Here is a 26,721-nt window from a genome sequence, read left to right on the forward strand (position 1 = left end):
CCAGCCCCCCTGCCCTTGCCCCCTGATCCTGCGCCCCCAACCCGGCGGACGGCCGGGCCGGGGGCGCGATCCGGACCGGATTTTTGCTTTTCTCGGCCGATCCGCGCCGTCGGGCTTGCCTTGCACGGGCAAGACGGGTTAGCAGAGGCGAGCGGGCGGCCGGGATTTCCCGGTGCGCCTGCGCAAGCATGCTTACGCGGACCGGTTTCCGCCCTATATCGTGGTGACGGGATATCGTGGTCACGAGACGCCCCGTCGCCCGGGGCGGGGATGGCTCCGTGGTCCGACCAGCGCAATCTTAATTGAACGGCCGGTCGCCCCACCCGCCAGCGGGAGGGGCCGGTGAAGAGTTGTCAGGAGGGATGATGGCACTGCCCTTGATGCCGAAAGCGACGGCCGTCTGGCTGGTCGAGAACACGTCCTTGTCCTTCGAGCAGATCGCCGCCTTCTGCGGCATGCATTCGCTGGAAGTCCAGGCCATCGCCGACGGCGAGGTCGCGGTGGGCATGGTGGGCCTCGACCCGATCGCCAACGGCCAGTTGACCAAGGCCGAGATCGAGCGGTGCGAGAAGAACCAGGATCTGCGACTGAAGCTGCTGGTCGCCGACCTGCCGCAGGTCGCCTCGCGCTCCAAGGGTCCGCGCTACACCCCGATCACCAAGCGCGGCGACAAGCCCGACGCCATCGCCTGGCTGCTGAAGCACCATCCGGAGCTGTCGGATGCGCAGGTCTGCCGCCTGATCGGCACCACCAAGCCGACCATCGCTGCGGTGCGCGACCGCACCCACTGGAACGTCGCCAACATCAAGCCGCGCAGCCCGGTCATGCTCGGCCTGTGCTCGCAGCGTGAGCTGGAAGAGGCCCTCGCCCTGGCGATCCGCCGCGGCGGTGTCCCGCGGTCGCCGGAAGACGTCGCCGAGGACGATTATTACGAAGGCCGCGGCGACGACTATTCCGACCGCGAAGACGCCCGCTGACCATCCTGGCCGGATACGGCCGACCCCGCCGGGAAAAGCTGCCATGACCGGCGGGGCGGCCGCTTTCGCTGCCCCCGCCCGCGACGGGAGAGGGCGGCTGCCGCCGCGTCTCCGGCCTTGTCTCCCGCCCCGTCCTCCGGGCGCCGCCCATTTCCCGGCACGCACGCCGGGATCAACCGTGGTCGCCATGCCATGAGCAGTTCCACCGCCACCCCGCCCCCCCGCCTCGTCGTCGGGATCAGCGGCGCATCGGGCGTCGTCTACGGCATCCGCATGCTGCAGGCCCTGCGGCGCATCGCGGTGGAATCGCACCTGGTGATCAGCCGATCGGCCGAAGTGACGCTGGCTCACGAGACCGACATGAAGGTGGCCGAGCTGCGGGCGCTGGCCGACGTCAGCTATGCCGCCGCCGACATCGGCGCCGCGATCTCCAGCGGCAGTTTCCGCACGCTGGGCATGGTCGTCGCCCCCTGCTCCGTCCGCAGCATGAGCGAGATCGCCAGCGGCGTCACCTCGACGCTGCTGACCCGCGCCGCCGACGTCGTGCTGAAGGAGCGGCGCCGGCTGGTGCTCATGGTGCGGGAAACGCCGCTGCATCTCGGGCACCTCCGCACCATGACGGCGCTGGCGGAGATGGGCGCGGTGATCGCCCCTCCCGTCCCGGCCTTCTACGCCGGGCCCGAGAGCATCGACGACATCGTCGACCATTCCGTCGGCCGGGTGCTGGATCTGTTCGGGCTGGATACCGGCACCCTGCGCCGCTGGGGCGAGACGTCCGGGCCGGGCTGAGCCGGCGCGATCCGCCCTCCATCCGCCCTCCGGCACCCGCCCCGCCCCGCCCCTCCCGCCGCCCGCTCCGTCTTCCGGAGGCACCCGCTCAACAGGTGGCTTGGAGAGCGGACATAATGCCGCTATACCGCTTGTGACATAATGTGACGCGGGCACGGCCGTTTCGCCGGCCTGCAGGATCAGGGACAGCCCGACCATGCCCTTCAGCAGCAAACCCACCGAGCCGATCCGCCAGCTCCTGGCAGGCATCAAGGCCTTCCGTGCCCGTTACTACGAGCGCCGCCCCGACAGCATGCGACAGCTCGTGACGGAGGGCCAGCATCCCGAAGTTCTGCTGATCGGCTGCTCGGACAGCCGGGTCGACCCGGCGCTGCTGACCATGGCGGAGCCGGGCGAACTGTTCGTCGTCCGCAACGTCGCCAACCTCGTGCCGCCCTATCAGCCCGACGGCAGCTACCACGGCACCTCCGCCGCCATCGAGTATGCGGTGAAGTCGCTGAAGGTGACGGAGATCATCGTCCTCGGCCACGCGCAGTGCGGCGGCATCCGCGGCCTGATCCGGCTGCGCGCAGGACAGAAGGGCGACGACGACTTCGTCTCCCCCTGGGTGTCGATCGCCGGCTCGGCACTCGACCCCTATGTCGGGCCGGAGGGATCGGAGCAGGGACGGGCCGATGCGGAAAAGCTGCAGGAGACGCCGGCGATCATCGAGCGGGCGGCCGTGCGGGCCTCGGTCGACAACCTGATGACCTTCCCCTTCGTCCGCGAACGGGTCGAGGACGGGACGCTCAACATCCATGGCTGGTGGTTCGACCTGGAGTCGGGCGAGATGTGGGCGATCAACCCCGCGACCCGGCTGTTCCAGCCGGTGGAGTAAGGATAAGGCGTCGAACGCCGGATCGGGGGAAACCCAGGCGCCCCTCCGTTGTTAGGTGCTCAGAACAATCCGTTCTTCGCACCCTGACAGGGAATGAGACGCCATGAAGACGCCACTCAGGTTCGTGATCCTCGCCGCCGCCCCGCTCGCCCTCGCCGCCTGCAACCAGACCAGCAGCGGAAACGGCGGGCTGTTCGGCGGCAGCGGCGGCGGGCTGTTCGGGTCGGGCAGCTCCGACTCGCCCTATGCCCGCAACGGCCGCTGCGACGACCCGCGCTACAACACCTCGAACGGTGGACGCGCCGAAGCAGGCACCGACGATTATGACTGCTCCCGCTACGGTGACGGCGTGAAGCGCTGAACCGCCAAGGCAAGTTCGGCAGCCATCCGCCCGGCGACCGAAGACCAGTCGCCGGGCGACGGCTGGCGGAACAGCTTGGCCGTCGGGTACCAGGGGCTGTCGTCCCTCGCAAGAAGCCAGCGCCAGTCGGGCGAGAAGGGCAAGGCGACCCACAACGGCACGCCCAGTGCTCCGGCGAGGTGGGCCGGCCCGGTGCAGGACGACACCACGAGGTCGAGCGCCGTCATGATGGCGGCTGTGTCGGCGAAATCGGCGATGTCCGGGCCAAGGTCGATGAAGCCCGGGTCGGTGGCGCTCGACGGCATCGCGGTCTCGGCGAGGTCGGATCGCCCTGGCCCCATCTGAAGCCCGTAGAAGCGGCAGCCCGGCACGCCGAACAGGGCACGCAGGCCGGACAGCCGGGGCGAGCGCAGGCCGTCCCCGGGGAAGCGCGGATTCCCGGCCCAGACCACGCCGACGCGCAGCGGCCGCCGCCGCCCCTCGACGCCCGGCACGGACCGTGCGTCCTCGGCCAGCCGGTCGCGCCAACGGGCGGCGCGCAGCGGGTCGGGCACGATATAGGGAACCGCCGCCGGAACCCGGTCGAGCGTCGTGCCGAAGGCGCGCGGCAGGCTCATCAGCGGACATTCCAGGTCGAACTGCGGCAGCGGGTCGCCGCGCGCGATGACCCGCGCGGCCCCTTCCAGCCCCGCCGCCAGCGGCAGCAGCGGCCGTTGGACCTCCAGGATCACCGTCGCTCCGCGGGCGGCGACCAGCGGAACGTAGCGCAGGAACTGCAGGGTGTCGCCAAGCCCCTGTTCGGCGTAGAGCAGGATGGTTCGCCCCGCGAGCGGTTCGCCGCGCCAGGTCGGTCGGTCCAGGCGCCGCCAGGGCGGTTCGGCACGGTCGTCGTGGCGCCGCCAGTCAAACTCCGGCCACCCTCCTTCATAATCGCCGGCCAGGAGGCGGGCGAAGCCGCGGTTCCAATGCAGGCCGGCATCCTGAGGACGCGCCGCCAGGGCACGGTCGAAATCGGCCAGGGCCTCGCGCGGCTTGGCCATCGCGACCAGCGCCGTGCCGCGGGCCGCCCAGAGCGCCGGGCCTGAACGCAGCCGCTCCGCGGCGGCGAAGGCATCGAGGGAGTCGGGGAAGCGGCCAAGCTTTGCCAGGACCGCGCCGAGCAGCTCCCACGCGTCTGCCAGGCCGCGGTCGGATGCGAGGGCGGCGCGGGCCGAAGCCTCGGCCTCCGTCCAGCGGCGCCCCGCGGCCAGCGCCGCCGCCAGTGCAGCATGCGCCGCCGCCGACCGCGGGTTGAGGCGCAGGGCCCGCCGCGCGCAGCGCTCGGCCGCGGCGGCATCACCACCGGCCAGCAGCGCGCCGGCACGGTTGGTCAGAGCGTCCGCATGGGTGGGCGCCAGCGCCAGCGCCCGTTCCCCGGCGGCCAAGGCCGGACCGTTGCGGTCGAGCGCCCGCAACGCGGCACAGCGCCCGGCATGGGCGTCTGCCAGGTCGGGCATCAGCCGCAAGGCCCGCCCGTAAAGGCGAAACGCCTCGGCGGCATCCCCCGCCGATTGTCGGAGGCCGGCCAGGTTGGACACGCCCCCCGGGCCGTCGGGCCGCAACGCCACCGCAAGGCGCAGCAGCCGGCCGGCCCTGTCGAGGCCGCCGGCCTGCGCCGACAGCACGCCCAGCAGTTGCATCGCATCGGCATGCTCCGGATCGGCGGCGAGGATGCGGCGGTACAGTTCCTCCGCTTCCGCCGTCCGCCCGGCCTGGTGGTGGTCGAGCGCGATCAGCAGGGCCTGCGACAGGGTTACCATCAGGACTCGCGAAAGGAGTGGCGGGATCGTCGCGATCATGCCCCGCGACGGCCGGGCCGGTCCAGACGGACGAGGCAACCGATGTCGCAAACCGTCACGAATTGCGGGGCTTACCCGGATTGCCACCCTCCGGTCCGGCCTATATCCTCCGGCCCGATCAACAAGGAGCGGACCATGACCTCCCGCCCGTCCCGGGCTCGTTTCCCGGCCGTCCCCGGCCGGCCCACCGCCGCCACTGCCCTCCTGCCGGCCGCCTTCGTGCTGGCCGCCGGCCTTCTCGCTGCCGGCCCGGTGCTCGCCAACGAGGGCGCCAAGTCCAACGGCTGCCCCTGGGCGCAGGACGTGACCCTGGAAATCAACGGGAAGACGCTGACGCTGGCGCAGGCGGTCTTCACCACCACCAGCGCGGACCCGGTGGAGATCGACAGGTACAAGATCTACCCGCTGATCGATCAGTTGAAGCTGCGGATCGTCGGGCCGAAGGGGCGCGAGTGGGAAGCGGCGCTGACCCGGCTGGTCGGCGGCAAACGGTGCAGCGCCTTCTACGCCGGCAAGCCGGTGCTGGTTTCCAGCGTCGCGCGTGATCCGAACGAGCTCATCCTGAACCGCTGAGCGGCCTGCCGCCCGGCGGCGGGCCATCCCCCTCATCCGGCGTCGTGACCAGCGCCGCGATCAGCGCCGCCAGCGCCGGATCACCATCCGGCACCAGCAGCGCCATGTTCGCCGCTGCCAACTCCAGCGTGCCGCCCGGCCGCGGACGCCGCCCGGCCGCGGTGAACAGCCGGTCCTGCTGGACGCGTTCCGCCTCCAGTTCCGCCGCCTTCATCCGGCGGTACAACTCCTCGTCCTCGCCCTTGCTCCGCCGCCGGATGGCCCGCAGCGGGCGCACGACCTCGTCCCGCCAGCCGGCGACGGCCGCATCGGCCCTCCCGAGCTCCTCGGCCGACAGCCGCTCGGCGCAGGCCAACCCGGTCCAGGCGGCGAACAGCAGGACATTCACGTCCACCCCCCGGCGGTCCTGCAGGGCGAGGCAGGCGGCCGGAACGCCCGGCCGGCCGTAGACGGCCAGGGAGAAGTCCCAGAAGGGATTGCCCCCGGCCCGCGGCACCGTCGGCCCGCCGCCCGCCACCCGGTCAGTCGCCGAAGCTGATGCTGAGGCCGCGTGCCGTCTTGACCAGCGCGCCGTCCAGCTCGACGCAGGAGTAATGCTCGATGGCTTCGGTGATCGGCACGTCGATGACCCCGCGGTTGGACCAGGCGACCATGCGGTTGAACTTGCCCTCGGCGATCAGGTCGACTGCGTGCACGCCGAACGCCGAGGCGATCAGCCGGTCGCGCGGGCTCGGCATGCTGCCGCGCTGGACATGCCCCAGCACGGTGACGCGGGTCTCGGCGCCGGTCGCGTCGGCGATCTTCTCGCCGATATAGTCGCCGATGCCGCCATACCGCTTCTCGCCACCCTGCAGCACCTTCTTGACGCCGCTCCCCTCCAGGGTCTTCACGGCCTCCGACACCACCACCAGGGCGAAGTTGCGGCCGGAGTTGCGGACCTCCTGGATCTTGGCGGCGATGCTCTCGATCGAATAGGCGATTTCCGGGATCAGGATGACGTCCGCACCGCCGGCGATGCCGGCTGCCAGCGCGATATGCCCGGCGTCGCGTCCCATCACCTCCAGCACCATGACGCGGTGATGGCTGGCGGCGGTCGGCTGCAGCCGGTCGAGCGCCTCCACCGCGACGGCGACGGCGGTGTCGTAGCCGACCGAAACCTCGGTCTTGCCCAGGTCATTGTCGATGGTCTTGGGGACTCCGACCATCGGGAAGCCGCCCTTCTGCGCCAGCTTGTGCAGGATGGCGAAGCTGCCGTCGCCGCCGATGCCGATCAGCGCGTCCAGCCCGAGCTCGCGGTAGCCGCCGATGATCTCGTCGGACCGGTCCTTCACCGTCCCGTCGGGCATCGGATAGGCGAAGGGATCGCCCCTGTTGGTGGTGCCGAGGATGGTGCCGCCCTGCCGCATCATGTGGCCGTCGACGCTGCCGAGGTCGAGCGTCTGGTATTGCACCGGGCGCTGCAGCAGCCCCTGGGTGCCTTCCTTGATGCCGAGCACCTGCCAGCCGTATCCCGTCGCGCGGTGGACCACCGCGCGGATCACCGCGTTCAATCCGGCACAGTCGCCGCCGCTGGTCAGTATGCCGATACGTTTCCCGGCTTTCTTTGGGGCAGTCATTGAGTTTCCCGTCCCGTTCGCCTGTTTGTTGAAATGGACCACCATGTTACCCGAACAATCATTTCCCGCAATCGTTGCCGGCCGTCGATGGTGCGGGTGCATCACCGCCGCGGGTTTCCTCCGTTCGCCTGCGAACATTTCCCGTACGGCACGGGGAAGAGCAGACCGGTTTCGCGCTGCCGCTTTGCCGGAAATCTGATATAGTCCCGGCGCCCAGACAACGGGCCAGAAACAGCGGTCCACCCGCAGGAGCACCCCCGGATCAACGGGGCAACGGCCATTCCCGAACGGGCGCGATGAACGAACAAGAGATTCTGAAGGAAAAACTGGCGAGCTTGCGCAGCGAGCACCGCGACCTGGACGACGTCATCGCCCGGCTGGCCGAACGTGCGCCTTACGACCAGCTCCAGATGCAGCGGCTGAAGAAGCGCAAGCTGATGCTGAAGGACCAGATCACCCTCCTGGAGAGCCGTCTGCTGCCGGACATCATCGCATGACGGTGCCTGGGCACTGACCGCGGCAAGCTGCCCCCGTCCCGCTCCCCCGTCCCCGCACCCCTGCCGGGACGCGGGCGCGCCCGGTCAGGGAAGCGGGGCGCGTCGTGCGGACAGCCCGACACGCCCGGACGGGGTCACTCCTTCCTCGGCACCGTGAAGAACTGGATGCCCATCTGGAAGCTGCGGGCGATGTTCTCCGCCTTGCCGATCAGGAAGGCGGCACCGTCGGCCGGAAAGAGTTCCTTCGCCGTCTCGCGGAAAAGGCCGAGCCAGCGCTCGAAATGCGGCGGCTCCAGCCCCAGCGTGATATGGACGGGCATCGGCCTGCCTTCGTACCGCTGGGTCAGCAGGGCGATCGACGACCAGAAGTCCGTCATCTTGCGCAGGTGGGGCTCCCAGTCGGTGATGGCCCGGCCGAAGATCGGCCCCAGCACCTCGTCCTTCATGATCTTGCCGTAGAAGGTGCGGACCAGCCGCTCGATCGCCGCCTCGTCGATGCCGACGGCGGCCATGCGCTCCTGCGCCATCGCCGTGCGGATGTCGCCGCGCGCGCTCCTCGGTTCGGTATCCTGGTCGTCATTGCGGGCGTGGTCGGTCATGCGGCGGATCCGTCAGGTCGGTGATGGTGCGAACTATGTGTAGGCATATAGACCTGTACCATAGGACGGCCCATGCCGTGCAGGAAGGGCCGGAATGTCGCAGATCCGGCCTGCGAATTCGGTTCCGTGCCCGACCGTCCGGCACCGGCTCTGGACTCGCGCCCGACTCTTCCTATAATGCGCCGCTTTCCGGACCTCAAGGAAAGCGCCCGCCCGTGTCCGCCGATACCGTCCCGCCCCCCTCGGCGAACGCCGCCGCTCCCGCCGCCAGTCCCGCCCCCATTTCCGCTACGGTCCCCGGCAACGGCCTCCAGCCGCTCGTCGGCATCATCATGGGCAGCCAGTCGGACTGGACGACCATGAAGCATGCCGCGGACACGCTGGCCGCGCTGGGCGTCGGGCATGAGGTCCGCATCGTCTCCGCCCACCGCACGCCCCACCGGCTGGTCGAGTACGCGACCACGGCCAAGGCGCGCGGCCTGAAGGTGGTGATCGCCGGTGCCGGCGGCGCCGCCCATCTCCCCGGAATGGCTGCATCGATGACGCCGTTGCCGGTGTTCGGCGTGCCGGTCGAGAGCCATGCGCTGAAGGGCATGGACAGCCTGCTCTCGATCGTGCAGATGCCGGGCGGCGTTCCCGTCGGAACGCTGGCGATCGGCAAGGCCGGAGCCATCAACGCCGCCCTCCTGGCCGCGTCGGTGATCGCCCTGCTGGATCCCGCGGTCGCCGGGGCGCTGGACGGCTGGCGCGCCCGCCAGACCGCCGCCGTCGCCGAGGCGCCGGTCGACGACCCCGCCTGACCTCCGGCCCCCGGCATCGGGACCTCCGGCCCAAGTGCCGGTGCCGTTGCCGGTGACCACACCAGAGTGACCACACAGAAGGCTGCATCGCCATGACCGGCCCCTCCCTCCCCCGCCTCGCGCCCGGTTCGACCATCGGCATGCTGGGCGCAGGCCAGCTCGGTCGCATGACGGCTCTGGCGGCCGCGCGGCTTGGCTACAAGACCCATGTCTTCGCCCCCGACGCCGCCGGCAGCCCCGCCGCGCAGGTGAGCGCGTCGGCCACGGTCGCCGACTGGAACGACCTGGGGGCGCTGGAGCGCTTCGCACGCTCGGTCGACGTGGTCACCTTGGAGTGGGAGAACGTGCCGGTCGCGACCGTGGAGCATCTGCGCCGGTTCACCGGCGTGCATCCCGGCCCGAACCTGCTCTCGGTCGCCCAGGACCGGATCGCCGAGAAGAGCTTCGTCAACGGCCTCGGCATCGCCACCGCACCCTGGAGGCCGGCCAACGACGCCGGGGAGGTCGCGCGCGCCGCGGCCGAGATCGGGCCGCGCTGCGTGCTCAAGTCGACCAGGCTCGGCTATGACGGCAAGGGGCAGGCACGCCTTGACGAGGGCAGCGATCCCGCCGCGGCCTGGAGCGCGATCGGCGGCGGCAAGCCCGGCGTCGCCGGGATCGTCGAGGGGTTCGTGACCTTCGCCTGCGAGGTGTCGGTGATCGTCGCCCGCGGCGCCGACGGCGCGATGGTCGCCTACCCGGCGGTCGAGAACCGCCACAAGGACGGCATCCTCGACGTCACCATCGCCCCGGCACAGGTCTCTGCGGCGACGGCGGCGGAGGCGGACCGCATCGCGCGCCGCATCGCGGAGGCGTTGGACCTTGTCGGCGTCCTCGCCGTCGAGATGTTCGTCACGCCCGACGGTGCCGTCCTGGTCAACGAAATGGCCCCCCGTCCGCACAATTCAGGCCACTGGACCATGGACGCCTGCGCCACCTGCCAGTTCGAGCAGCTCGTGCGTGCGGTCTGCGGCCTGCCGCTGGGCTCGGTGGAACGGCTGGCGGACGCGGAGATGACCAACCTGATCGGCGACGACGTCGACCGCTGGCCGGACCTGCTCGCCGAACCCGGTGTCCGCCTGCACCTGTACGGCAAGGCCGAGGCGCGCCCCGGACGCAAGATGGGACACGTCAACCGGCTGCTGCCCCGCCGCTGACTTCCTCCCCTGCCCGGCGGCCCGCGGCGATGGCCTCCGAACGCTATCCCCGGAGACACTCATAGCGCGAGGATCCGGCTGCCGGGATCGCCGGCCTTCCTGTGCACGGGGTTTTCGGTTAGCCTTGGATGCATCGACCGTTAAACCCGACAACACCGATGCAGTCAGCGGACGCATGATGACCCCGGTGCAGGACGGCACAGGATCGGCCACCCCCACCGCGCCCGCCGGCGGCCAGCGGCGGACGCAATCCGTCCAGGACCGCGACCGTTTCGTCGGCTTCGCCTTCGCCGCCGCCGACCTGCTGATCGAGACCGACCTGACCGGCACAATCCTGTTCTCCGCCGGCGCGCGCTGCCGCCTGACCAACGACGAGGTGGGGCGGCTGGTGGGGACGAACCTGCTGGACCTCGTGATCCCCGGAGATCGCAAATACGTCCGGGTTCTGTTCGGGCGGATCGGGGAAAAGGCGCGGATCAAGCCGTCGCGCGTCCTGTTCCGGTCGGTCGACGGCCAGGAATTCCCGGCGCTGCTCGGCGGCTGCCGGCTCGACTCCTGTCCGAACTCCCTCTTCCTGACCATCTTGCTCGCCGATCCGTCCAGGACGGCCATCCCGGCCGGCGGCGAACTGCCGGACGGCCGCGGTTTCGCCGACATGCTGGAAGACCGCGTTCTCGCGGCCTACGAGAAGGGCACCGACGAGGGCCTGACGCTGCTGCTGGTCGACGGGCTTCAGGCAATGGTGGAGTCGATGCCGGAAGGAGCGGCGAGCGAGGTTCGCGACGGCATCGATGCCTATCTGCGCGGCATCTCCACCGACGGCGACAGCGCCGGACAGCTCACCGGCGACCGCTATGGCATCCTGCACGCCGCCGACGTCGACGGCCGGGAGGTGCGCGACCACATCGGCCGCATCATCGAGACGGCGGGCGGCACATTGCCGGGAGGCATCCGCACCTGGACGCTCGACATGGCCGACGATGCCCTGGACGCCACCGACGCCGCCCGGGCGCTCGTCTACACCGTCCAGGCCTTCGCCTCCGCCCAGGGTGGGGAGTTCACCATCTCCAGTCTGGAGGACGGGGCCAATCGCCTGATGGCCGGCGCGGTCGAGCGGATCGGCCGGCTGCGCGCCACCATCGAGAACAGGGACTTCACCGTCGTCTACCAGCCGATCGTCGACGTCGCCAGCGGTGCCGTCCACCACCTGGAGGCGCTGACCAGGGTGGATGGGATGAGTTCGCCCACGGACTTCATCACCTTCGCCGAGGATGTCGGGCTGATCTACGACTTCGATCTGCTGCTCGCCCAATCCGTCCTCGACACGCTGCGGCAGTTCCGCAAGGAGCCCCGCCTGCCGGAGGTCGCGATCAATCTGTCGGCGAAGACGCTGATGAGCCCCCTCTTCCTCAAGCAGTTCCTGTCGGTGACCGAGCCCTATGGCGACCTCGCCGGCAAGCTGCTCATCGAGGTGACCGAGACGGTGGTCGTCACCGACATCGCCAAGCTGAACGGCGTGCTGCAGAGGTTGCGCCAGGCGGGGTACCGGATTTGCCTGGACGATGTCGGCGCCGGTTCGACCTCCTTCCAGTCGCTGTACGGGATCCAGGCCGACTACGCCAAGATCGATGGCCAGTTCGTCCGCGGCGCGGCGGCCAACCCCCGCGATCTGGCGATGCTGCGGTCGATGGTCGACGTCTGCCGCCAGCTCGGCATGGCCCTCATCGGCGAGCAGGTGGAGGAACAGGCGCATGCCGACCTGCTGGCGGAACTGGGAGTGACGCTGGCCCAGGGCTTCCTGTTCGGCCGGCCGTCGCGCGACTTCTCCTATTTCGCGAAGGACTGGTCCAAGGTGCGCGGCGGCGGCAGAGTGGTCCTCAAGCGCTGAGCCGTCGCGGCGGTGCCGCTTCCATTTCGGCGTTGCTTCCATCCGCCTTGTCGGGGTCACCGGCCAGCCGGATCAGGCGAGGCCAAGTCCCTCCTCTCTATCCGGCCGAACTGGTCATCGAGCATATCGCGGTCTCATCGGGCGGGGCGCCCGAGGTGGGACGGGCAACCGGAAGCGCCCTCGTCCTGCGGCCGCCGCTGGCTGGTGCCGTCCTTTACCCGGTCAGGCTGGCGCCATGCGGAGGCTGGCGGCGCCCGCCCCGTCCATCTCCCCCATGGCATGGACGAGGTCCAGGCGGCAGCGCGCGGCATTCAGGAGCGCACGGTTCCGGTCCAGTGCGCCGTGCCCGGCATCGCCGTCGTGCAACCGCATGCGACGCAGCAGCTCCTCGGCCTCATCCAGGGATTCCATGATGCTCAGAGCGGTATCGGCGTCCATCATCATCCTCTTCAATCCGGCAACGCCACGGCATGCGTTGGTGTGTTGCAGCGCAATACAAAGACACTGAAACATCGAACAACCCGGACAGGTAGAGGATATTTAGTCGCATCTCTCGGAAAAAGGGTGGCTTTTTAGATGCTATTTTCCGATGGTTGAGGAATTTCTCTCAAGCCAGTCGGCTTGAACCCGGATGACCTTCTCCGTGGCCGAGAATGCCTGGCGGCGGGTCAGGACCACGATGACGCCGGTGGCGGCGAGGATGAAGGGAAGCGGCCCGATGATCCAGGCGAGAGCCGCCATCGCGAAGTAATAAGCGCGTATTCCACCATTGAGCGCCGTGATGGCAAGGGTCAAAGCCTGACCGATCGTGTCGGCGATCATCTCCCGTTCGGCCGGCGGCAATGGCGCAGCAGGCGCCGAGCCGATCAGGGCACAACAGTAATTGTATTGACGGAGCGCCCAGGTGAACTTGAAGAAGCCGAAGGTGAAGATCATCACCATCAGCAGCATCTTCACTTCGAAGAGCTGGCGCGAGGTCCGGACGGTGAAGGACAGGCTGGAGACAAGTTCCTGCGCGTGCTCCATGGCCCCGAAGGATCCCACGAGCCCGGCCAGCACGAGCATGTTCGTGGAGGCGAAGAAGGTGCAACTGTGCATCGTATGGCCGACGAGCTGCGAATCCATGATCCGGTTGTCGCGGTCCAGCATCCGTTCCATCCAGTGGCGGCGCACCACCCTCAGGTGATGGTTCACCATGGGCCGCTTCGTCTTCATATGGTCCTGGACGATGGTGAAGCCGGCCCAGCAGGTCAGGAACCAGGCGAGGGCGAGGATGTCGAGCAGGGAGGTGTCGGGCGGCATCGCGTCGGACCGGCGGCGGGGATCGGAGGGGGCATCGGAAGGGGGCGAGGAGCCCGCACCGTGTACGCCTGCAACGGGGCGCTGTCCACCCCGGGCCATCCATGCTGCTCTTTGCGCGGGGACTATGCGTCCTCGCCGGAGCGGTTCTGGACGGCTTTCAGCACGTGGACGCGGATGGCGCTGGACAGGTTGCCGGTGCGGCTCTGGTCGATCTCCTCGATCAGGGCGTTCACCGAAAGGCCGCGCGCCTGCGCCACCGCCTTCAGGGCGTCCCAGAATTCCTCTTCCAGCGATACGCTGGTCGGATGGCCGGCGATCAGCACCGAACGCTTCTTCATGGTCACGCACACTTTGTGGAAGGGCGGAGGCGGAAGCACCGGGCCGGGACCGGCCGGGAACGATGCCCCCACCCTACCTTCTAGCTTAACCTGGACCAACCATCCGTTCGGGGCGAACCCATTGATCGAATTGCTCATCCGTCAGGAGTCCGAGCGCGGCGCCGGCCTCCTTTAGGCTTGTCCCTTCCTTGTGGGCCTTCTTGGCGATCTTCGCCGCATTGTCATAGCCGATATGGGGATTCAGCGCCGTCACCAGCATCAGGCTGTCGGCGACCAGCTTGGCGATGCGCTCGCGGTTGGCCTCGATTCCCACCACGCAGTTGTCGGTGAAGCTGACCGCCGCGTCCGCCAGCAGGCGGATCGACTGCAGGACGTTGAAGGCGATGACCGGCTTGAACACGTTCAGCTCGAAATGGCCGGTGGCGCCGGCGATGGTGACGGTGGTGTGGTTGCCCATCACCTGGGCGCACACCATCGTCATCGCCTCCGACTGCGTCGGGTTGACCTTGCCCGGCATGATGGAGGAGCCGGGCTCGTTCTCCGGCAGGGACAGCTCGCCGATGCCGGACCGCGGACCGGAGCCCAGCAGGCGGATGTCGTTGGCGATCTTCATCAGCGACACCGCCAGGGTGTTCAGATGGCCATGGACGTCGACCAGCGAGTCATGGGTCGCCAGCGCCTCGAACTTGTTGTCCGCCGTGACGAAGGGCAGCCCGGTGAAGGCGGCCACCTCTTCGGCGAAGGCCTCGGCGAAGCCGACCCTGGCGTTCAGGCCGGTGCCCACCGCGGTGCCGCCCTGGGCCAGCCGGTAGATCTGCGGCAGCGCGGCGCGCACGCGGCCGATGCCGTAGGAGACCTGCGCCGCATAGCCGGAGAACTCCTGCCCCAGCGTCAGGGGAGTGGCGTCCTGCAGGTGGGTGCGCCCGATCTTGACGATGTCGGCGAACGCGTGGGCCTTGGCGTCCAGCGCCGTACGCAGGCGCTCCAGCGCCGGGATCAGAGCGTTGACGATCTCGTCGGCGGCCGCGATGTGCATCGCGGTCGGGAAGCTGTCGTTGGAGGACTGCCCCATGTTGACATGGTCGTTGGGATGGATCGGCGTCTTCGACCCCATGACGCCGCCCAGCATCTCGATGGCGCGGTTGGCGATCACCTCGTTGGCGTTCATGTTGCTCTGGGTGCCGGAGCCGGTCTGCCAGACGACCAGGGGGAAATGATCGGAAAGCGTGCCGTGGATCACCTCCTCCGCCGCCGCCGCGATGGCGGCGCCGAGCGTGGGATCGAGCGCGCCGAGCTTCATGTTCGCAACGGCCGCCGCGCGCTTCTGGATGCCGAGCGCACGCACCAGCGGTACCGGCATGCGCTCTCCGCCGATGCGGAAGTTCTGCAGGGAGCGCTGGGTCTGCGCCCCCCAGTATTTGTCGGCCGGAACTTCGATCGGGCCGAAGCTGTCGGTCTCGGTACGGACGCCGTTCATGGCAGAGCCTTTCTTGATCGCCGCTTTTGGTCACGGGTGGGGCGGGTTGCTGTCGCCTCCGCCCAGCCAGATCTTTGAGGCGGACGGTCCGACGGCAAGGGCTGGACATTCCAGTTCCAGGTAAATCGGCCCGTTCCAGGTAAATGGGTACTCCCCCCCGAATTCGTTCTTGTTGCGTTCGCTTTTCTTCCGTACGCTTTCTTGAGGACGGCCCCATCGAACGAGCATCCGGCGGTGGGGCCGGTGCCGACAGCCACTTGGACTGCCCCTGGGGGACTGGATGGACGATCTCGCACTGGACCATATCCGCGCCTTCATCGCCCGGACGCGGGTTGCGGAAATGAAGAGCCGCGGTTGGCGGGTCGTCGGACCGGGCGAAGAGGGCTCCGTCTTGATGGAAGGCCCGATGCCGGGCGCCGGCGGCAAGTTCGCCGGCTGCCGGTTCGAGGACGGACCGGTCGGCGACCTGTTCGAGGATCTGGTCGCCCGCGCCCTGGAGCGCGCCGATGCCCGCGACCGCACGGATGGGCGGCGCGCCGCCTGATTGTCCCACCGCGCCATCGCCTATTGGATGGCGCGGCCCTCACCCTTTGGCGGCCTCTCCCACCAATGCTCAGAGCGGCCTTGAGCAACCTTGCATAGTGTCGGGTGTTCTCCTTATGCACGGTATGCACACCCGCTCTTGTTTCCCGACAGGCGCCACAGGTCGAAAGACCATTGCTTTCGTCAGAGGAGTTACCCCTTTTTGGCGGTTTGATGGTTTATACCCAAAGATCGGGGGTAACTCTCAAGATACGACCTGCTGCATAGCCCTGTTAGGAAGTCTTTAACCGGGCCGGTGGCTTCATGAGGTCATCGGGAACGCTCAGGCCAAGGGAGTTTTACATGATCGCGGCAGTCAACTCGAAGAAGATCAGCGCTTCGTCCGTGGCTCATATTGCGCTTCTCGATGAGTTCATTCGCCTGACCCAGGACAGCATCGTCGAGCAGGACGATGCCTTCGTGCGCGACAGCCTCGTCGACCTCCTGTCGAACCTGCGGTCGGAACGCGCCGATTATGCCGAGATCGTCGGCACGTCCGCCCTCAACCGCGCGGCCTGACGCCATCGCCCGGCGCCCGGCCGGCCCGGCCCCCCGTTCTACTCCTCCGCCGCGAGCGCGTTCAGCGCCTCGCCGGTCAGGCGATAGGGCAGCCACTCCTTCATCTGCCGGAACCCCACCCGGTCGTAGAAGCCGCGTGCCGGGTTCCAGTCGAGCACGTTCAGATCGACGCGCCGATAGCCCCGTTCGACCGCCCGCTGGGCGATCGCGGACAGCAGCTTGCGGCCCACGCCGTACCGCCGGGCGTCTGGGGTGACGTAGAGATCCTCGACGAACAGGCCCGGCCGCCCCTCCCAGGTCGAAAAGTTGCGGAACGCCAGCGCGAAGCCGACGGGCGTGCCGTCCAGTTCCGCGATCAGCGCCTCGAACACCGGCTGCTCTCCCCAGCCGTCGCGGCGGAAATCCTCCTCGGTCGCCTTGACGGCATCGGCCTCCCCCTCGAACTCCGCCAGTTCGCGGACGAACCGCAGGATGGTGGCGCAGTCGGCCTCGACGGCGGGACGGATGGTGACGGTCGGCATCGGCGGCATTCTCCCGGCGGATCGCTCTCATGAAAAAGGGAGCGGACGATAGCCCGCTCCCAGCCGTTCCGCACCCGTTACCGCGTCACGGCGTCCCCGCCGCGCGCGCCGGTCAGTCGTCGCCGCCGCCCTTCAGGTCAAGGATCCCGCGCAGCTCCTGCACCCGCCGCTCGGCGCTGTGCTCGGCCAGCACCCGTTTGCGCGCACGCCGGCCAAGGTCGGTCAGGTGATTGCGCGGCAGCATCATCGCCGTGGTGACGTCATCGGTCTGCGCCGCCACCAGGATCTCGCGCCCGGGCTCGAAGAAGCTGTCCAGGCCCTCCCACTGGTCGGCGACGATGGCCGACCCGCAGGCGGCCGCCACGAACAGCCGGTCCGAAGGGCACCAGCCGATCCTGCGCTCCTCGTCGCGGGCCAGCGTCAGCGCCAGGCTGGCCGACGCCAGGACATCGGGATGCTCCGCCGGATCCAGGCTGGGGAAATTGAGGATGTTCGCCGCCTTCGGCACGCCGTCGGGCAGCTCGGCACCGACCAGCACGAAGCGCCGCCGCGTCAGCCGCTGGGCCGGATCGATGAAGAAGCGGTCCAGCCCCTCCCGGATGCCGTCCGGTCCGGTTACGATGCAGCAGAGGTCGCCCAGATACTCGCGCCGGAAGTCTCCAGCCTTGTCGGCCTCCGGCACGATCCAGGGATAGAGCGGCACCACCGCCTCCGCCCCGGCCTTTGCGCGGTAGCGCTCCAGCGCCGGACCACCGCAGGAGGCCATGACCACGTCGAAACCGGCCAGCCCGTCCGTGGGGAGATGCGGCACCGCCTCCCCGGCCTCAAGGGCGGTGAGGCTGACCGCCGCCTCCGGATCGTAGAGGGCGCGGCGCGGCGCCTTGGAGTTGCGGACGAGGTCGGCGGCAAGGCGGGCATCGGGACCATGCGCCACCACGAGCGCGACGCCGGCGTCGTCGGCCTGAGCCGCCGCTTCCGACGCCACGGCGTCCCAGTCGGCGTAGGTCAGGACGTCGCCGCCGGGGATCGCCCAGGGCGCGGCCGCCACGGTGTCCGGCCCGGCCCGCTCCACCGCGACGACCCGATGGCCGCGGATCGCCAGTCCCTGGATCAGCGCACGCCAGCGCAGGGTGTGGCCGCCATCGCGGCGATACCCGTTGGTCAAGCCGAAGATCACGATTTTCATGGCGTCGGCATCCTTGGCGTTCGGTGGTGGGGCGTCCCGTGGACGGGTGTTCAGTTGCGGGCGATGGCCCCTTCGTCGAACCGGCACCCGGACAACGCGGCCGGCGAAGGCCGAGTTCCAGGGCATCCTGCCCGCAGGCGGCGGCCCCCGGCCTGCGAGAGGCCGCGAAACTGTCGGGATGAAAGGGAATATGGACCGGAGCGCCGGCTGTACAAGCGTGCAGGCCTGATGACCCCGGGAATGGTGAATTCCTGGTTGAGCGGCAGGGCCGGGCGTCCTAGGGTCACGCCCCGGATTACCCACCGATCACGGTCGAGCGCATGCGACTTCCGTTCCGACACCCCGCCCGCCTCCTTCTCGCCACCCTGCTCATGGCAGGCTGCCAGAGCACCGGCGCCATCGCCCCAGTGTCGGCCGCCGGCCCGGCTGCCGGCCCGGTGGCAGTTACGCCGGCCGCCCCGGCACGGCCCGATGCCGCACAGGGCGTTCCCTTCCCCGAGTGGCTGGCGGCCCTGCGGGTCGAAGCGATCGGCCAGGGCATCCGCGCCCAGACCTTCGACCGTGCCTTCGAGCGGGTGACGCTGTCCGACCGCGTGCTGGAACTGGATTCCTCCCAGCCCGAGTTCACCCGGCAAGTGTGGCAGTATTTGGACAGCGCCGTGAATGAAAAGCGTGTCCAGGACGGCCGTCTGCGACTGCAACAGAACGCAGCGTTGCTGAATCGCATCACCCAGCGCACCGGGGTCCCGGGCGAGATTCTCGCCGCCTTCTGGGGCGTGGAATCCGATTTCGGCAAATCGACCGGAAACTTCTCGGTGGTCGACGCGCTGACGACGCTGGCCTACCAGGGCCGCCGCACCGGCTACTTCCGCTCCGAGCTGCTGGCGGCGCTGCGCATCCTCGATTCCGGGGACATCGCCCCGGAGCGGATGACCGGCTCCTGGGCCGGCGCCATGGGCCAGACCCAGTTCATGCCGACCGTGTTCCTGAAGAATGCGGTGGATGAGGACGGTGACGGCCACCGCGACATCTGGGGCAGCATGCCCGACGTGCTCGCCTCCACCGCCAAGTTCGTGGTCGCCAACGGCTGGAAGGCGGGAGAGCCCTGGGGGCAGGAGGTCCGCCTGCCCGACGGCTTCCCCTACGACCAGGCGGAACTCGGCATCGTCAAGCCGGTGTCCCAGTGGCGCCGGCTGGGCGTGACGGCGGCCGGCGGGCCGGAGCTGAGCGGCGACGCGCCGGCGGCAATCCTGGTCCTGGCCGGGCACCGCGGCCCGGCCTTCCTGGTGCGCGACAACTTCCGCGCCATCATGCGCTACAACCCCTCGACCAGCTACGCCCTGGCCGTCGCCCTGCTGGCCGACCGGATGAGCGGCAAGCCGGGGGTGCTGGGAAGCTGGCCGCGCGAGGAGCAGGCCCTCAGCCGCGACGAGCGCATCGACCTCCAGCAGCGGCTCGCCGGCCTCGGCCTGGAGCCGGGTACGGCCGACGGGATCGTCGGCGCCAACACCCGCAATGCCGTCCGCCGCTTCCAGGCCTCCATCGGCGAGATCCCCGACGGCTTCGCCACCAAGGGTCTGCTGGAGCGGCTGCGCCAGCGGTCGTAGGGCGGATCAGCCGCGGCGCCGCCGGCTCAGCGGGGCGCCCGGCCCGATGCCTGCGAGGACAGACCGAGCGGGCCGCGCAGCAGGCCCCATGCCGGGGGCAGCAGGCTGGCCGCCATCGCGGCGCCGGCCAGCGCGTCCGGCCAGCCGTCCAGCAGCAGCCAACTGCCGCCGAGCCCGGCCAAGCCGGCGGCGAGCGGCACGAGATCCCGGCGCGAGCACAGCCAGACCGTGCGCAGGGTCAGCGTTCCGCGGCGGCCGGCGAACAGCAGCGTCGAGGCTGCCACCCCGACCGCCATCGCCAGCAGCAGCGCCAGGCTGGCGAGCGGAACGTCGGGCATGGCCAGCGTGGCGATGGCGCGGCCGGCGACCACGACGACCGCGATCGCGGCGACGGCCAGGGCCATCCCGTGCAACGCGGGCAGGCGCGCACGCCATTCCGGCGCACCGCCCGTGGCCAACATGGTCACCGCGTGGGCGACCGCATGGTTCAGGACCAGGAGGGCGGCCGCCCACAGGGTCACCGCCTGCGTCGCCCCGGCTGCCGAAACAAGCAGGGCGCCGAGAAGGGCATTCACCGCCATCGCCATGCGCATGGTGTACCGGAAACCGGGCCGGCCACCGCCGGGAGGCCCGCCGCCCCGCTTCCCTCCGCCGCAGGCTCCCCCGCCGCAACCGCCGTCCATCCCGGTCTCCTTCCGCCCAGCCGTCAAGGCGGCAATGATAAAGGGCGTTCAACCGCCCGTCCATATACATTAGATTTTCCTGTTGCGCCGGATCTCACCCCGCCTTCTATCGAAAGAGGTGTCGGTCGAGATTGGCACCCCTTTCGAACGGTGCCGCGTTTACCCCCTGCTGCCCAAGGGTACAGGGTCAGGCTCATTGGGCGTTCACCCGTCCCCTTCCCGTGAAATACGGCGCCGCCGGGCGATATCCGGTGATACGCAGCCGCAACCGGAAACGCTCCATGACGAAGCGCCCCGCCTCCCCCGTCAAGATCCTGATCGTCGATGACAACCCGCTGCTTCAGCGCGCGCTCAAGGACATGCTTGGCCTATGGGGCGTCGGCCAGATCACCGCGGTCGCCAACGGGCAGGAGGCCAAGGACGCGCTGCGGCGCGAACCCTTCGACCTGATGGTGACCGACTGGGTGATGGAACCGGTGGGCGGCGCGCAGTTGATCCAGTGGGCGCGCCAGTCGCCGGGCTGCCTGCGCCCCAACCTGCCGATCATCGTGCTGACCGCCAACGCCGACCTCAGCACCGTGCGGTGTGCCTGGGATGCCGGCGCCGACTCCGTGCTGGCCAAGCCGGTCCCGGCCGCCACCCTTGCACGGCGCATCGACGCGGTGCTGAACCGCCGCGACCCGGCGGCGCGGGCCGCCAGCCGGCCCGATGCACGCGGCGACGCCCAGGGGAACGGCGGCGCCGGCGGCGTGGGCAACGGTTCCAAGGGCGGCTTCGGCAGCGGTACCGGCGAGGCGCGGCAGCCGGGCCAGCCCTCTCCCATCCAGCGGCCGGCCGCCCAGCCGGTCTTCCCCTCGCTTCGCCCGACCAGCGCGCCGGCGCCTCTGCCGCCGTCCCCTCCCTCCGGCATGCTGCCGCCGCCGGATGCCGGTGCGGCCGCGATGCGCGGCGGCGATCCCCGGCGCACGCGGATGCTGCTCGCGCTCGACAAGCTGGAGGCGGCGATCGAGCGTCCCGATCCGATCGGCAGCCGGCTGCGCCATGCCTTGTCCGACCTCCAGATCGCCGCGGCCGGCGACTCCGCGGCATCGTCGATCGTCGCGTCGCTGTCGACCTGCGTCACCTGGGTGGAGCCGGACATCGAGGGATACGGCGACGCCCTCCAGGCCCATGCCGCCGCCCTGCGCTGGCTCGCCGGTGCCGACGGCAGCGCCCAGTCGATGGCGGTCTCGCTGTGCCTGATCCGTGCGCTGCGCGCCAGCGTGCGGACTCTGGCGGCCCGTGGCCACAGCGACATCAGCGGCTGGCCCGACGCCGGCGGCGCCAATCCCTCCGGTCCGGCCGGCAAGTCGCCCTTCAGCGGGCGCTGACGCCACGCCCGCGCTGGAGCGGGCTCTCGGAACCGTGGGGGGTGGAGCGGAAATTCCACCGGAACCGGGAATCCATGCGCTCCGTTACGGCAGGCCGGCGGTTGCCGTCCGTTCCTTGCTTTTTGCCGGCGGGGCAGTCGAGGGCGTTGCGATATAAGACAGTCATCATTACCTTTTTGCCAATCGAACAAATCGGCGCACAAGCACTCAGCCAGCCGCTATGCTGGTGCCGCCGACCGATGGCAAGGGGAAGGAACGATGGCTCTCGCGACGGTCTCTCTGGACGACAAGTACGCGCTCGAACAGGGGCGCGTGTACCTCACCGGCACCCAGGCCCTGGTGCGGTTGCCGATGATGCAGCGCCAGCGCGACCTCGCGGCCGGGCTGAACACCGGATGCTTCATCTCCGGCTATCGCGGGTCGCCGCTGGGCGGCTTCGACCAGAACCTGTGGAATGCCCGCAAGTTTCTGGAGAAGAACCACATCCAGTTCCAGCCCGGCGTGAACGAGGAGCTGGGCGCCACCGCCGTCTGGGGCAGCCAGCAGGTCGGCATGTTCAAGGGCGCCAAGTATGACGGCGTCTTCGCCATGTGGTACGGCAAGGGTCCCGGCGTCGACCGGTCCGGCGACGTCTTCAAGCACGCCAACGCGGCTGGGACGTCCAGGCATGGCGGCGTGCTGGTGCTGACCGGCGACGACCACAACTGCAAGTCCTCCACCTTCCCGCACCAGTCCGAACACGCCTACATGCACTCGATGATCCCGGTGCTGAACCCGTCGGGCGTGCAGGAGATCCTGGATTACGGCCTGATCGGCTGGCAGATGAGCCGCTATTCCGGCTGCTGGATCGCCATGAAGACGATCGCCGAGACGGTGGACACCTCGGCCTCGGTCACCATCGACCCGCACCGCGTCTCCCCCATCGTCCCGACCGACTTCGCCCTGCCGCCGGGCGGCCTGAACATCCGCTGGCCCGACCCGCCGCTGGAGCAGGAATACCGGCTGATGAAGCACAAGCTGTACGCCGCCCTGGCGTTCGCGCGTGCCAACAAGCTGGACAAGGTGGTGATGGAGAGCCCGCGCCCGCGCTTCGGCATCGTCACCACCGGCAAGAGCTATCTCGACGTCCGCCAGGCCTTCGACGAGCTGGGCATCACCGAGGAGATGGCCGCCGACTGGGGCATCACCGTCTACAAGGTCGGCATGCCCTGGCCGCTGGAGCGCGACGGCGTCCGCCACTTCGCCGAGGGCCTGGAAGAGATCGTCGTGGTGGAGGAGAAGCGCGCGGTCATCGAGAACCAGTTGAAGGAACAGCTCTACAACTGGAACCCCGACGTCCGCCCGAAGGTGGTCGGCAAGTTCGACGAGCAGGGCGAATGGATCCTGCCGAGCGCCGGGGAGCTGACCCCGGCCCAGATCGCCGTGGTGATCGGCCGCCGGCTCCAGCGCTTCATCGACAACGAAAACCTCGCCCGCCGCATCGCCTTCCTCGACGCGCAGGAGAAGCAGAAGGCCCATGTGGCGCGCGTGGTGCGCAAGCCGACCTTCTGCTCCGGCTGCCCGCACAACACCTCCACCGTCGTGCCGGAGGGCAGCCGGGCGCTGGGCGGCATCGGCTGCCACTACATGGCGACTTGGCTCGACCGCTCGACCGACACCTTCACCCAGATGGGCGGCGAGGGCGTGCCCTGGGTCGGCCAGGCCGCCTTCACCGAGGAGAAGCACATCTTCGCCAACCTTGGCGACGGCACCTATTTCCACTCCGGCATCCTGGCGATCCGGCAGGCGATCGCCGCCAAGGTGAACATCACCTACAAGATCCTGTTCAACGACGCGGTCGCCATGACCGGCGGCCAGCCTTTCGACGGCACGCTGACCGTGCAGTCCATCGCCCATGTCCTGCGCGCCGAGGGCGTCCAGCGCATCACCGTCGTCACCGACGAGCCGGAGAAATACGGCATCGGCAACGGCCTGCCGCAATATGCCAACGTCGAGCATCGCGACGACCTTGACCGCGTGCAGAAGGAGATGCGCGAGGTCCCCGGCGTCAGCGTCCTGATCTACGACCAGACCTGCGCCACCGAGAAGCGCCGCCGCCGCAAGCGCGGCAAGATGGTCGACCCGGCCAAGCGCGTGGTCATCAACGAGCTGGTCTGCGAGGGCTGCGGCGACTGCTCGGCCAAGTCGTCCTGCGTCTCGGTGATCCCACAGGAGACCGAGTTCGGCCGCAAGCGCCAGATCGACCAGTCGAGCTGCAACAAGGACTATTCCTGCACCAAGGGCTTCTGCCCCAGCTTCGTGACGGTCGAGGGCGGCTCCCTGCGCAAGCCGAAGCCGGCCGCCGCGAAGTCGGCCGACGCCACCGCCCTGCCCGCCCCGGCCATTCCCGCCTTCGATAAGACCTGGAGCCTGTATGTCACCGGCGTCGGCGGCACCGGCGTCGTCACCATCGGCGCGCTGCTGGGCATGGCCGCCCACATTGAGGGCAAGGGCGTCGGCGTGCTCGACATGACCGGGCTGGCGCAGAAGGGCGGCGCCGTCACCAGCCACATCCGCATTGCCAACAGGCCGGAGGACATCCACTCCGTCCGCATCGCCGCCGGCGGGGCCGACGCGGTGCTGGGCTGCGACCTGATCGTCGCCGCGGCGGGCGACGGCCTGTCGAAGATGACCGCCGGCCGCACCCGCGCCGTCATCAACACCCATGACAGCATCACCGCCGACTTCATCAAGAAGCCGGACATGGTGATCCCGGTGCGCGACCTCGTCGGCGACATCAAGAAGGCCTGCGGCGGCGAGGCCAACGTCGACGCCTTCGACGCGACGAAGCTCGCCACCGCTCTGCTCGGCGACAGCCTCTACGCCAACCCGTTCCTGATGGGCTATGCGTGGCAGAAGGGCCTGATCCCGTTGAGCGAGGAGTCGATCCTCAAGGCGATCGAGCTGAACGGCGTGTCGGTGAAGCTGAACGTCGACGCGTTCCAGTGGGGCCGCCGCGCGGCGGTCGATCTGGCCGCCGTCAACGCCGCCGTGGAGGCCGCCGCGAAGCCGCAGGAGGTGGCGCAGGCCGCGCAGTCGCTGCTGCTCGACCAGCGCCGCCAGTCCGGCAGCCTGGACGAGGTGATCGAGCGCCGCCACCGCTTCCTGGTCGATTACCAGGACGCCGCCTATGCCGCCCGCTACCATGCGCTGGTCGACTGGACGCGCCGGGTGGAACAGCAGAAGGTCCCCGGCTCCACCGCGCTGACCGAGGCGGTCGCCCGCGCCCACTTCAAGCTGATGGCCTACAAGGACGAGTATGAGGTGGCGCGCCTCTACACCGACAGCGGCTTCGTCGAGAATGTCCAGCGCATGTTCGAAGGCGACTGGAAGCTGACCTTCCACATGGCCCCGCCGGTGATGGGCGAGAGCGGCGAGGACGGCGGGGAGCCGAAGAAGAAGAGCTTCGGACCCTGGATGCTTCCGGTCCTGCGGCTGCTGGCCAAGGGCAAGCGTCTGCGCGGCACCTGGATGGACCCGTTCGGCCGCACCGAAGAGCGTCGGCAGGAGCGCCGGCTCATCGAGGAGTACGAGGCCGTGGTCGGCGAACTCCTGAACGGCCTGACCCGCGACACCCTGGCCCTGGCGGCGGAGATCGCCGCCGTGCCGATGGAGATGCGCGGCTACGGTCCGGTGAAGGCCCGCAACGTCGTCGCGGCGAAGGCGAAGGAAGCCAAGCTCCTGGAGGCGTTCCGCGCTCCGGTGGCCATCCAGCCGATCGCGGCGGAGTGAACCGGCGGGATCGCGGCCGAGTGACCCGACCGGAAACCAGACCGGCTTGACGCGGTGGGAGGAGGCGAGCGCCTCCTCCCATTTTTTGTTCACCTTGCCCATGCGGCGGCGGATCGCCGGGGGTGCCGGCCTCCCGACGGTTCCCGCCGCCCCGCCTTATGGCCCCGCCTCCTCCGTTCGATCCGCCCCGGATCACTTCCGAATCCGGCGCCCCCACCATCGGCCGGTGTGCGTAACCCCTTGGAAGGTGGCGGCGCGATGATTGGGAACTTGACTGTTGCGCTCCTGTCAAAGGAAGTCCTTTCCTTGAGCTGGAGTGATCGGAATGCGCTTCCTCTTCCTCGCTCTGTTGCTTGCCATCCCGATGGTGCCGACGGTCGCGGGCGCGCAGGTTCCGGGTACGGATGCCTTCCTCTGCCGTCCGGACGACGCTGGATGCGCCGGCTTTGTCGGGGACGCCAAGCGGACTCTTCCCAAGCGGGGCGGGGCGCGGCAGCCGGTCTTCATCGGAGCGTCGGTCTTCATGCTGACTCCCTGGGAAGCCGAGCGCGAGCGCCGCTGCCTCGCCCTGGCCGGCTGGGCGGAGGCGCGCGGGGAAGGGGCTGACGCGATGGCCGCCGTCATGTGGGTGGTCGCCAACCGCGCCGCCTCGGCAGCACAGCCGTCCCTGCCGTGCCGTATCGTCGTCGCCGCCGGGCAGTTCGAACCCTTTGCGTCCGAACCGGCGACGCGGCAGAAGGCGTCGAAGGCCGCGAAGGTGGTCAAGCCGCGTGCCAAGCCGCAGCAGCCCCGTGAGACGGTCGTCGACAACCGTGCCGAGGCGCGCAGGCTCCTGGCCGACGTGCGGCGGCAGGCACGGGTCATCCGAGCCGGCGGCATGCCCTCCTGGCCGAAGCCGCGCCTGGCCCCCGATCAGGATGCGCTGCGGCTGGCGCGGGCGATCGCCTGGAACCTGAACGACGACGACCTGCCCGATCCCACCGCCCGCGCCTCGCTCTTCTACAGCCCGTCCACGCAATCGGCCCTCGGCCGCCGTAAGCCCGACTGGGCGGAGGCGCGGCTGCGCACCGCGTCGATCGGCGATCACTCGTTCTTCCGCTACCCGCCGGCCGTTGCCGCACATGACGACACCCAGGTCGCCGAAGTCGCGGAATGATGTGGCCAGGGACCGCCCGACCGGTTCCCAGCATCGGCAAGGCCGGGAGTGCTCCAAACCCTGGACGGCAATATTTTCCGGTAGACAACCCGGCCTGATCGCGGTTTTCCACGATGCGGAATACAGGCCGCACAATTGCTCCAGATCAAGCGGTCGCGCTTTTTACGTACTTAATCTTTAAGCGCTGAACGACATCAA

26 protein-coding genes are annotated in these 26,721 nt (G+C 69.4%); 15 read left to right on the top strand and 11 right to left on the bottom strand.

Annotated features, from left to right (window positions below; genetic code table 11):
• Positions 1 to 365 precede the first annotated feature (365 nt).
• The 4 genes from J2850_RS06725 (at position 366) to J2850_RS06740 (ending at position 3,004) form a co-directional block, all read left to right on the top strand.
• Positions 366 to 977: a DUF1013 domain-containing protein gene (locus J2850_RS06725; RefSeq protein ID WP_209980236.1), complete on the top strand. Its 612-nt coding sequence runs from the start codon at positions 366 to 368 to the stop codon at positions 975 to 977.
• 192 nt (positions 978 to 1,169) lie between these two features.
• Entirely contained in the window at positions 1,170 to 1,766 is a 597-nt protein-coding gene (locus J2850_RS06730; RefSeq protein WP_209980062.1) for a UbiX family flavin prenyltransferase, read from the top strand.
• Positions 1,767 to 1,962: 196 nt separating this feature from the next.
• Positions 1,963 to 2,643 carry a carbonic anhydrase gene (locus J2850_RS06735; protein ID WP_209980064.1) on the top strand — a complete coding sequence of 227 codons (681 nt, stop codon included), beginning with the start codon at positions 1,963 to 1,965 and terminating at the stop codon, positions 2,641 to 2,643.
• Positions 2,644 to 2,746: 103 nt separating this feature from the next.
• Positions 2,747 to 3,004 (top strand): hypothetical protein, encoded by a 258-nt coding sequence (locus J2850_RS06740; protein ID WP_209980247.1) that lies wholly within the window; start codon positions 2,747 to 2,749, stop codon positions 3,002 to 3,004.
• Here J2850_RS06740 and J2850_RS06745 read toward each other — a convergent pair.
• Positions 2,980 to 4,803, bottom strand: coding sequence for a tetratricopeptide repeat protein (locus J2850_RS06745; RefSeq protein ID WP_209980067.1), 1,824 nt, complete (start codon positions 4,801 to 4,803; stop codon positions 2,980 to 2,982). The two genes, J2850_RS06740 and J2850_RS06745, sit on opposite strands and share 25 nt — an antisense overlap.
• A 174-nt stretch (positions 4,804 to 4,977) precedes the next feature.
• Here J2850_RS06745 and J2850_RS06750 point away from each other — a divergent pair, with 174 nt between their 5' ends.
• Complete coding sequence (locus tag J2850_RS06750) at positions 4,978 to 5,415, top strand: hypothetical protein (RefSeq protein WP_209980069.1); 438 nt, start codon at positions 4,978 to 4,980, stop codon at positions 5,413 to 5,415.
• Here J2850_RS06750 and J2850_RS06755 read toward each other — a convergent pair.
• Entirely contained in the window at positions 5,399 to 5,911 is a 513-nt protein-coding gene (locus J2850_RS06755; protein ID WP_209980071.1) for a TIGR02444 family protein, read from the bottom strand. The genes J2850_RS06750 and J2850_RS06755 overlap by 17 nt on opposite strands.
• Positions 5,912 to 5,936: 25 nt before the next feature.
• Positions 5,937 to 7,031 (bottom strand): ATP-dependent 6-phosphofructokinase, encoded by a 1,095-nt coding sequence (locus tag J2850_RS06760; protein ID WP_209980073.1) that lies wholly within the window; start codon positions 7,029 to 7,031, stop codon positions 5,937 to 5,939.
• Between the two features lie 296 nt (positions 7,032 to 7,327).
• Between J2850_RS06760 and J2850_RS06765 the strand changes: the two genes are divergently transcribed.
• On the top strand, positions 7,328 to 7,528 hold the full coding sequence (locus J2850_RS06765; RefSeq protein ID WP_209980076.1) for a YdcH family protein: 201 nt from the start codon (positions 7,328 to 7,330) through the stop codon (positions 7,526 to 7,528).
• Positions 7,529 to 7,662: 134 nt separating this feature from the next.
• Here J2850_RS06765 and J2850_RS06770 read toward each other — a convergent pair whose 3' ends face one another.
• Positions 7,663 to 8,127, bottom strand: coding sequence for a group III truncated hemoglobin (locus J2850_RS06770; RefSeq protein WP_246512851.1), 465 nt, complete (start codon positions 8,125 to 8,127; stop codon positions 7,663 to 7,665).
• Between the two features lie 332 nt (positions 8,128 to 8,459).
• On the opposite strand from J2850_RS06770, the gene purE reads away from it, so the two are divergent.
• From purE to J2850_RS06785, 3 genes are all read left to right on the top strand, one after another.
• Positions 8,460 to 8,927 carry a 5-(carboxyamino)imidazole ribonucleotide mutase gene (gene purE, locus J2850_RS06775; RefSeq protein WP_209980238.1) on the top strand — a complete coding sequence of 156 codons (468 nt, stop codon included), beginning with the start codon at positions 8,460 to 8,462 and terminating at the stop codon, positions 8,925 to 8,927.
• 92 nt (positions 8,928 to 9,019) lie between these two features.
• Positions 9,020 to 10,123 carry a 5-(carboxyamino)imidazole ribonucleotide synthase gene (locus tag J2850_RS06780; protein WP_209980078.1) on the top strand — a complete coding sequence of 368 codons (1,104 nt, stop codon included), beginning with the start codon at positions 9,020 to 9,022 and terminating at the stop codon, positions 10,121 to 10,123.
• 175 nt (positions 10,124 to 10,298) lie between these two features.
• Complete coding sequence (locus tag J2850_RS06785; RefSeq protein WP_246512852.1) at positions 10,299 to 12,011, top strand: EAL domain-containing protein; 1,713 nt, start codon at positions 10,299 to 10,301, stop codon at positions 12,009 to 12,011.
• Positions 12,012 to 12,233: 222 nt separating this feature from the next.
• Here the strand turns inward: J2850_RS06785 and J2850_RS06790 are convergent, their stop codons facing one another.
• From J2850_RS06790 to fumC, 4 genes are all read right to left on the bottom strand, one after another.
• Positions 12,234 to 12,455 carry a hypothetical protein gene (locus tag J2850_RS06790; RefSeq protein WP_209980080.1) on the bottom strand — a complete coding sequence of 74 codons (222 nt, stop codon included), beginning with the start codon at positions 12,453 to 12,455 and terminating at the stop codon, positions 12,234 to 12,236.
• A 135-nt stretch (positions 12,456 to 12,590) separates the two neighbouring features.
• Positions 12,591 to 13,313 (bottom strand): DUF599 domain-containing protein, encoded by a 723-nt coding sequence (locus J2850_RS06795; RefSeq protein ID WP_209980082.1) that lies wholly within the window; start codon positions 13,311 to 13,313, stop codon positions 12,591 to 12,593.
• Between the two features lie 122 nt (positions 13,314 to 13,435).
• Positions 13,436 to 13,651, bottom strand: a complete 216-nt coding sequence (locus J2850_RS06800) for a ribbon-helix-helix domain-containing protein (protein ID WP_209980085.1) — start codon at positions 13,649 to 13,651, stop codon at positions 13,436 to 13,438.
• 85 nt (positions 13,652 to 13,736) lie between these two features.
• Positions 13,737 to 15,128, bottom strand: coding sequence for a class II fumarate hydratase (fumC, locus tag J2850_RS06805; RefSeq protein WP_209980087.1), 1,392 nt, complete (start codon positions 15,126 to 15,128; stop codon positions 13,737 to 13,739).
• Positions 15,129 to 15,408: 280 nt separating this feature from the next.
• Here fumC and J2850_RS06810 point away from each other — a divergent pair, with 280 nt between their 5' ends.
• Positions 15,409 to 15,672, top strand: coding sequence for a hypothetical protein (locus J2850_RS06810; RefSeq protein ID WP_209980089.1), 264 nt, complete (start codon positions 15,409 to 15,411; stop codon positions 15,670 to 15,672).
• Positions 15,673 to 16,013: 341 nt separating this feature from the next.
• Positions 16,014 to 16,229, top strand: coding sequence for a hypothetical protein (locus tag J2850_RS06815; protein WP_246512853.1), 216 nt, complete (start codon positions 16,014 to 16,016; stop codon positions 16,227 to 16,229).
• Between the two features lie 38 nt (positions 16,230 to 16,267).
• On the opposite strand, the gene J2850_RS06820 is transcribed toward J2850_RS06815, so the two are convergent.
• Both J2850_RS06820 and J2850_RS06825 read right to left on the bottom strand, forming a co-directional pair.
• A complete protein-coding gene (locus tag J2850_RS06820; RefSeq protein WP_209980094.1) occupies positions 16,268 to 16,750 on the bottom strand; it encodes a GNAT family N-acetyltransferase in 483 nt (160 codons plus the stop codon).
• 112 nt (positions 16,751 to 16,862) lie between these two features.
• Positions 16,863 to 17,936, bottom strand: coding sequence for a glycosyltransferase family protein (locus tag J2850_RS06825; RefSeq protein WP_209980095.1), 1,074 nt, complete (start codon positions 17,934 to 17,936; stop codon positions 16,863 to 16,865).
• A 320-nt stretch (positions 17,937 to 18,256) separates the two neighbouring features.
• Between J2850_RS06825 and J2850_RS06830 the strand changes: the two genes are divergently transcribed.
• Positions 18,257 to 19,543 carry a lytic murein transglycosylase gene (locus tag J2850_RS06830; protein WP_209980097.1) on the top strand — a complete coding sequence of 429 codons (1,287 nt, stop codon included), beginning with the start codon at positions 18,257 to 18,259 and terminating at the stop codon, positions 19,541 to 19,543.
• A gap of 26 nt (positions 19,544 to 19,569) precedes the next feature.
• On the opposite strand, the gene J2850_RS06835 is transcribed toward J2850_RS06830, so the two are convergent.
• On the bottom strand, positions 19,570 to 20,226 hold the full coding sequence (locus J2850_RS06835) for a hypothetical protein (protein ID WP_209980099.1): 657 nt from the start codon (positions 20,224 to 20,226) through the stop codon (positions 19,570 to 19,572).
• A gap of 281 nt (positions 20,227 to 20,507) precedes the next feature.
• On the opposite strand from J2850_RS06835, the gene J2850_RS06840 reads away from it, so the two are divergent.
• The 3 genes from J2850_RS06840 to J2850_RS06850 all read left to right on the top strand — a co-directional run bounded on the left by J2850_RS06840 (position 20,508) and on the right by J2850_RS06850 (position 26,523).
• On the top strand, positions 20,508 to 21,596 hold the full coding sequence (locus J2850_RS06840) for a response regulator (RefSeq protein WP_209980101.1): 1,089 nt from the start codon (positions 20,508 to 20,510) through the stop codon (positions 21,594 to 21,596).
• Between the two features lie 258 nt (positions 21,597 to 21,854).
• Positions 21,855 to 25,367 carry an indolepyruvate ferredoxin oxidoreductase family protein gene (locus J2850_RS06845; protein WP_209980103.1) on the top strand — a complete coding sequence of 1,171 codons (3,513 nt, stop codon included), beginning with the start codon at positions 21,855 to 21,857 and terminating at the stop codon, positions 25,365 to 25,367.
• A gap of 325 nt (positions 25,368 to 25,692) precedes the next feature.
• Positions 25,693 to 26,523, top strand: coding sequence for a cell wall hydrolase (locus tag J2850_RS06850; RefSeq protein ID WP_209980104.1), 831 nt, complete (start codon positions 25,693 to 25,695; stop codon positions 26,521 to 26,523).
• The last annotated feature ends 198 nt before the right edge of the window (positions 26,524 to 26,721 follow it).

This window comes from Azospirillum picis, from assembly GCF_017876115.1.
GTDB classification, from domain to species: Bacteria; Pseudomonadota; Alphaproteobacteria; order Azospirillales; family Azospirillaceae; genus Azospirillum; species Azospirillum picis.

Excerpts from the sequence above, each read along its gene's own strand:
- J2850_RS06725 (WP_209980236.1), top strand. The coding sequence starts at position 366 with ATGGCACTGCCCTTGATGCCGAAAGCGACGGCCGTCTGGCTGGTCGAG.
- J2850_RS06730 (WP_209980062.1), top strand. The coding sequence starts at position 1,170 with ATGAGCAGTTCCACCGCCACCCCGCCCCCCCGCCTCGTCGTCGGGATC.
- J2850_RS06735 (WP_209980064.1), top strand. The coding sequence starts at position 1,963 with ATGCCCTTCAGCAGCAAACCCACCGAGCCGATCCGCCAGCTCCTGGCA.
- J2850_RS06740 (WP_209980247.1), top strand. The coding sequence starts at position 2,747 with ATGAAGACGCCACTCAGGTTCGTGATCCTCGCCGCCGCCCCGCTCGCC.
- J2850_RS06745 (WP_209980067.1), bottom strand. The coding sequence starts at position 4,803 with ATGGTAACCCTGTCGCAGGCCCTGCTGATCGCGCTCGACCACCACCAG.
- J2850_RS06750 (WP_209980069.1), top strand. The coding sequence starts at position 4,978 with ATGACCTCCCGCCCGTCCCGGGCTCGTTTCCCGGCCGTCCCCGGCCGG.
- J2850_RS06760 (WP_209980073.1), bottom strand. The coding sequence starts at position 7,031 with ATGACTGCCCCAAAGAAAGCCGGGAAACGTATCGGCATACTGACCAGC.
- J2850_RS06765 (WP_209980076.1), top strand. The coding sequence starts at position 7,328 with ATGAACGAACAAGAGATTCTGAAGGAAAAACTGGCGAGCTTGCGCAGC.
- J2850_RS06770 (WP_246512851.1), bottom strand. The coding sequence starts at position 8,127 with ATGACCGACCACGCCCGCAATGACGACCAGGATACCGAACCGAGGAGC.
- purE (WP_209980238.1), top strand. The coding sequence starts at position 8,460 with ATGGGCAGCCAGTCGGACTGGACGACCATGAAGCATGCCGCGGACACG.
- J2850_RS06780 (WP_209980078.1), top strand. The coding sequence starts at position 9,020 with ATGACCGGCCCCTCCCTCCCCCGCCTCGCGCCCGGTTCGACCATCGGC.
- J2850_RS06785 (WP_246512852.1), top strand. The coding sequence starts at position 10,299 with ATGATGACCCCGGTGCAGGACGGCACAGGATCGGCCACCCCCACCGCG.
- J2850_RS06790 (WP_209980080.1), bottom strand. The coding sequence starts at position 12,455 with ATGATGATGGACGCCGATACCGCTCTGAGCATCATGGAATCCCTGGAT.
- J2850_RS06795 (WP_209980082.1), bottom strand. The coding sequence starts at position 13,313 with ATGCCGCCCGACACCTCCCTGCTCGACATCCTCGCCCTCGCCTGGTTC.
- J2850_RS06800 (WP_209980085.1), bottom strand. The coding sequence starts at position 13,651 with ATGAAGAAGCGTTCGGTGCTGATCGCCGGCCATCCGACCAGCGTATCG.
- fumC (WP_209980087.1), bottom strand. The coding sequence starts at position 15,128 with ATGAACGGCGTCCGTACCGAGACCGACAGCTTCGGCCCGATCGAAGTT.
- J2850_RS06810 (WP_209980089.1), top strand. The coding sequence starts at position 15,409 with ATGGACGATCTCGCACTGGACCATATCCGCGCCTTCATCGCCCGGACG.
- J2850_RS06815 (WP_246512853.1), top strand. The coding sequence starts at position 16,014 with ATGATCGCGGCAGTCAACTCGAAGAAGATCAGCGCTTCGTCCGTGGCT.
- J2850_RS06820 (WP_209980094.1), bottom strand. The coding sequence starts at position 16,750 with ATGCCGACCGTCACCATCCGTCCCGCCGTCGAGGCCGACTGCGCCACC.
- J2850_RS06825 (WP_209980095.1), bottom strand. The coding sequence starts at position 17,936 with ATGAAAATCGTGATCTTCGGCTTGACCAACGGGTATCGCCGCGATGGC.
- J2850_RS06830 (WP_209980097.1), top strand. The coding sequence starts at position 18,257 with ATGCGACTTCCGTTCCGACACCCCGCCCGCCTCCTTCTCGCCACCCTG.
- J2850_RS06835 (WP_209980099.1), bottom strand. The coding sequence starts at position 20,226 with ATGGACGGCGGTTGCGGCGGGGGAGCCTGCGGCGGAGGGAAGCGGGGC.
- J2850_RS06840 (WP_209980101.1), top strand. The coding sequence starts at position 20,508 with ATGACGAAGCGCCCCGCCTCCCCCGTCAAGATCCTGATCGTCGATGAC.
- J2850_RS06845 (WP_209980103.1), top strand. The coding sequence starts at position 21,855 with ATGGCTCTCGCGACGGTCTCTCTGGACGACAAGTACGCGCTCGAACAG.
- J2850_RS06850 (WP_209980104.1), top strand. The coding sequence starts at position 25,693 with ATGCGCTTCCTCTTCCTCGCTCTGTTGCTTGCCATCCCGATGGTGCCG.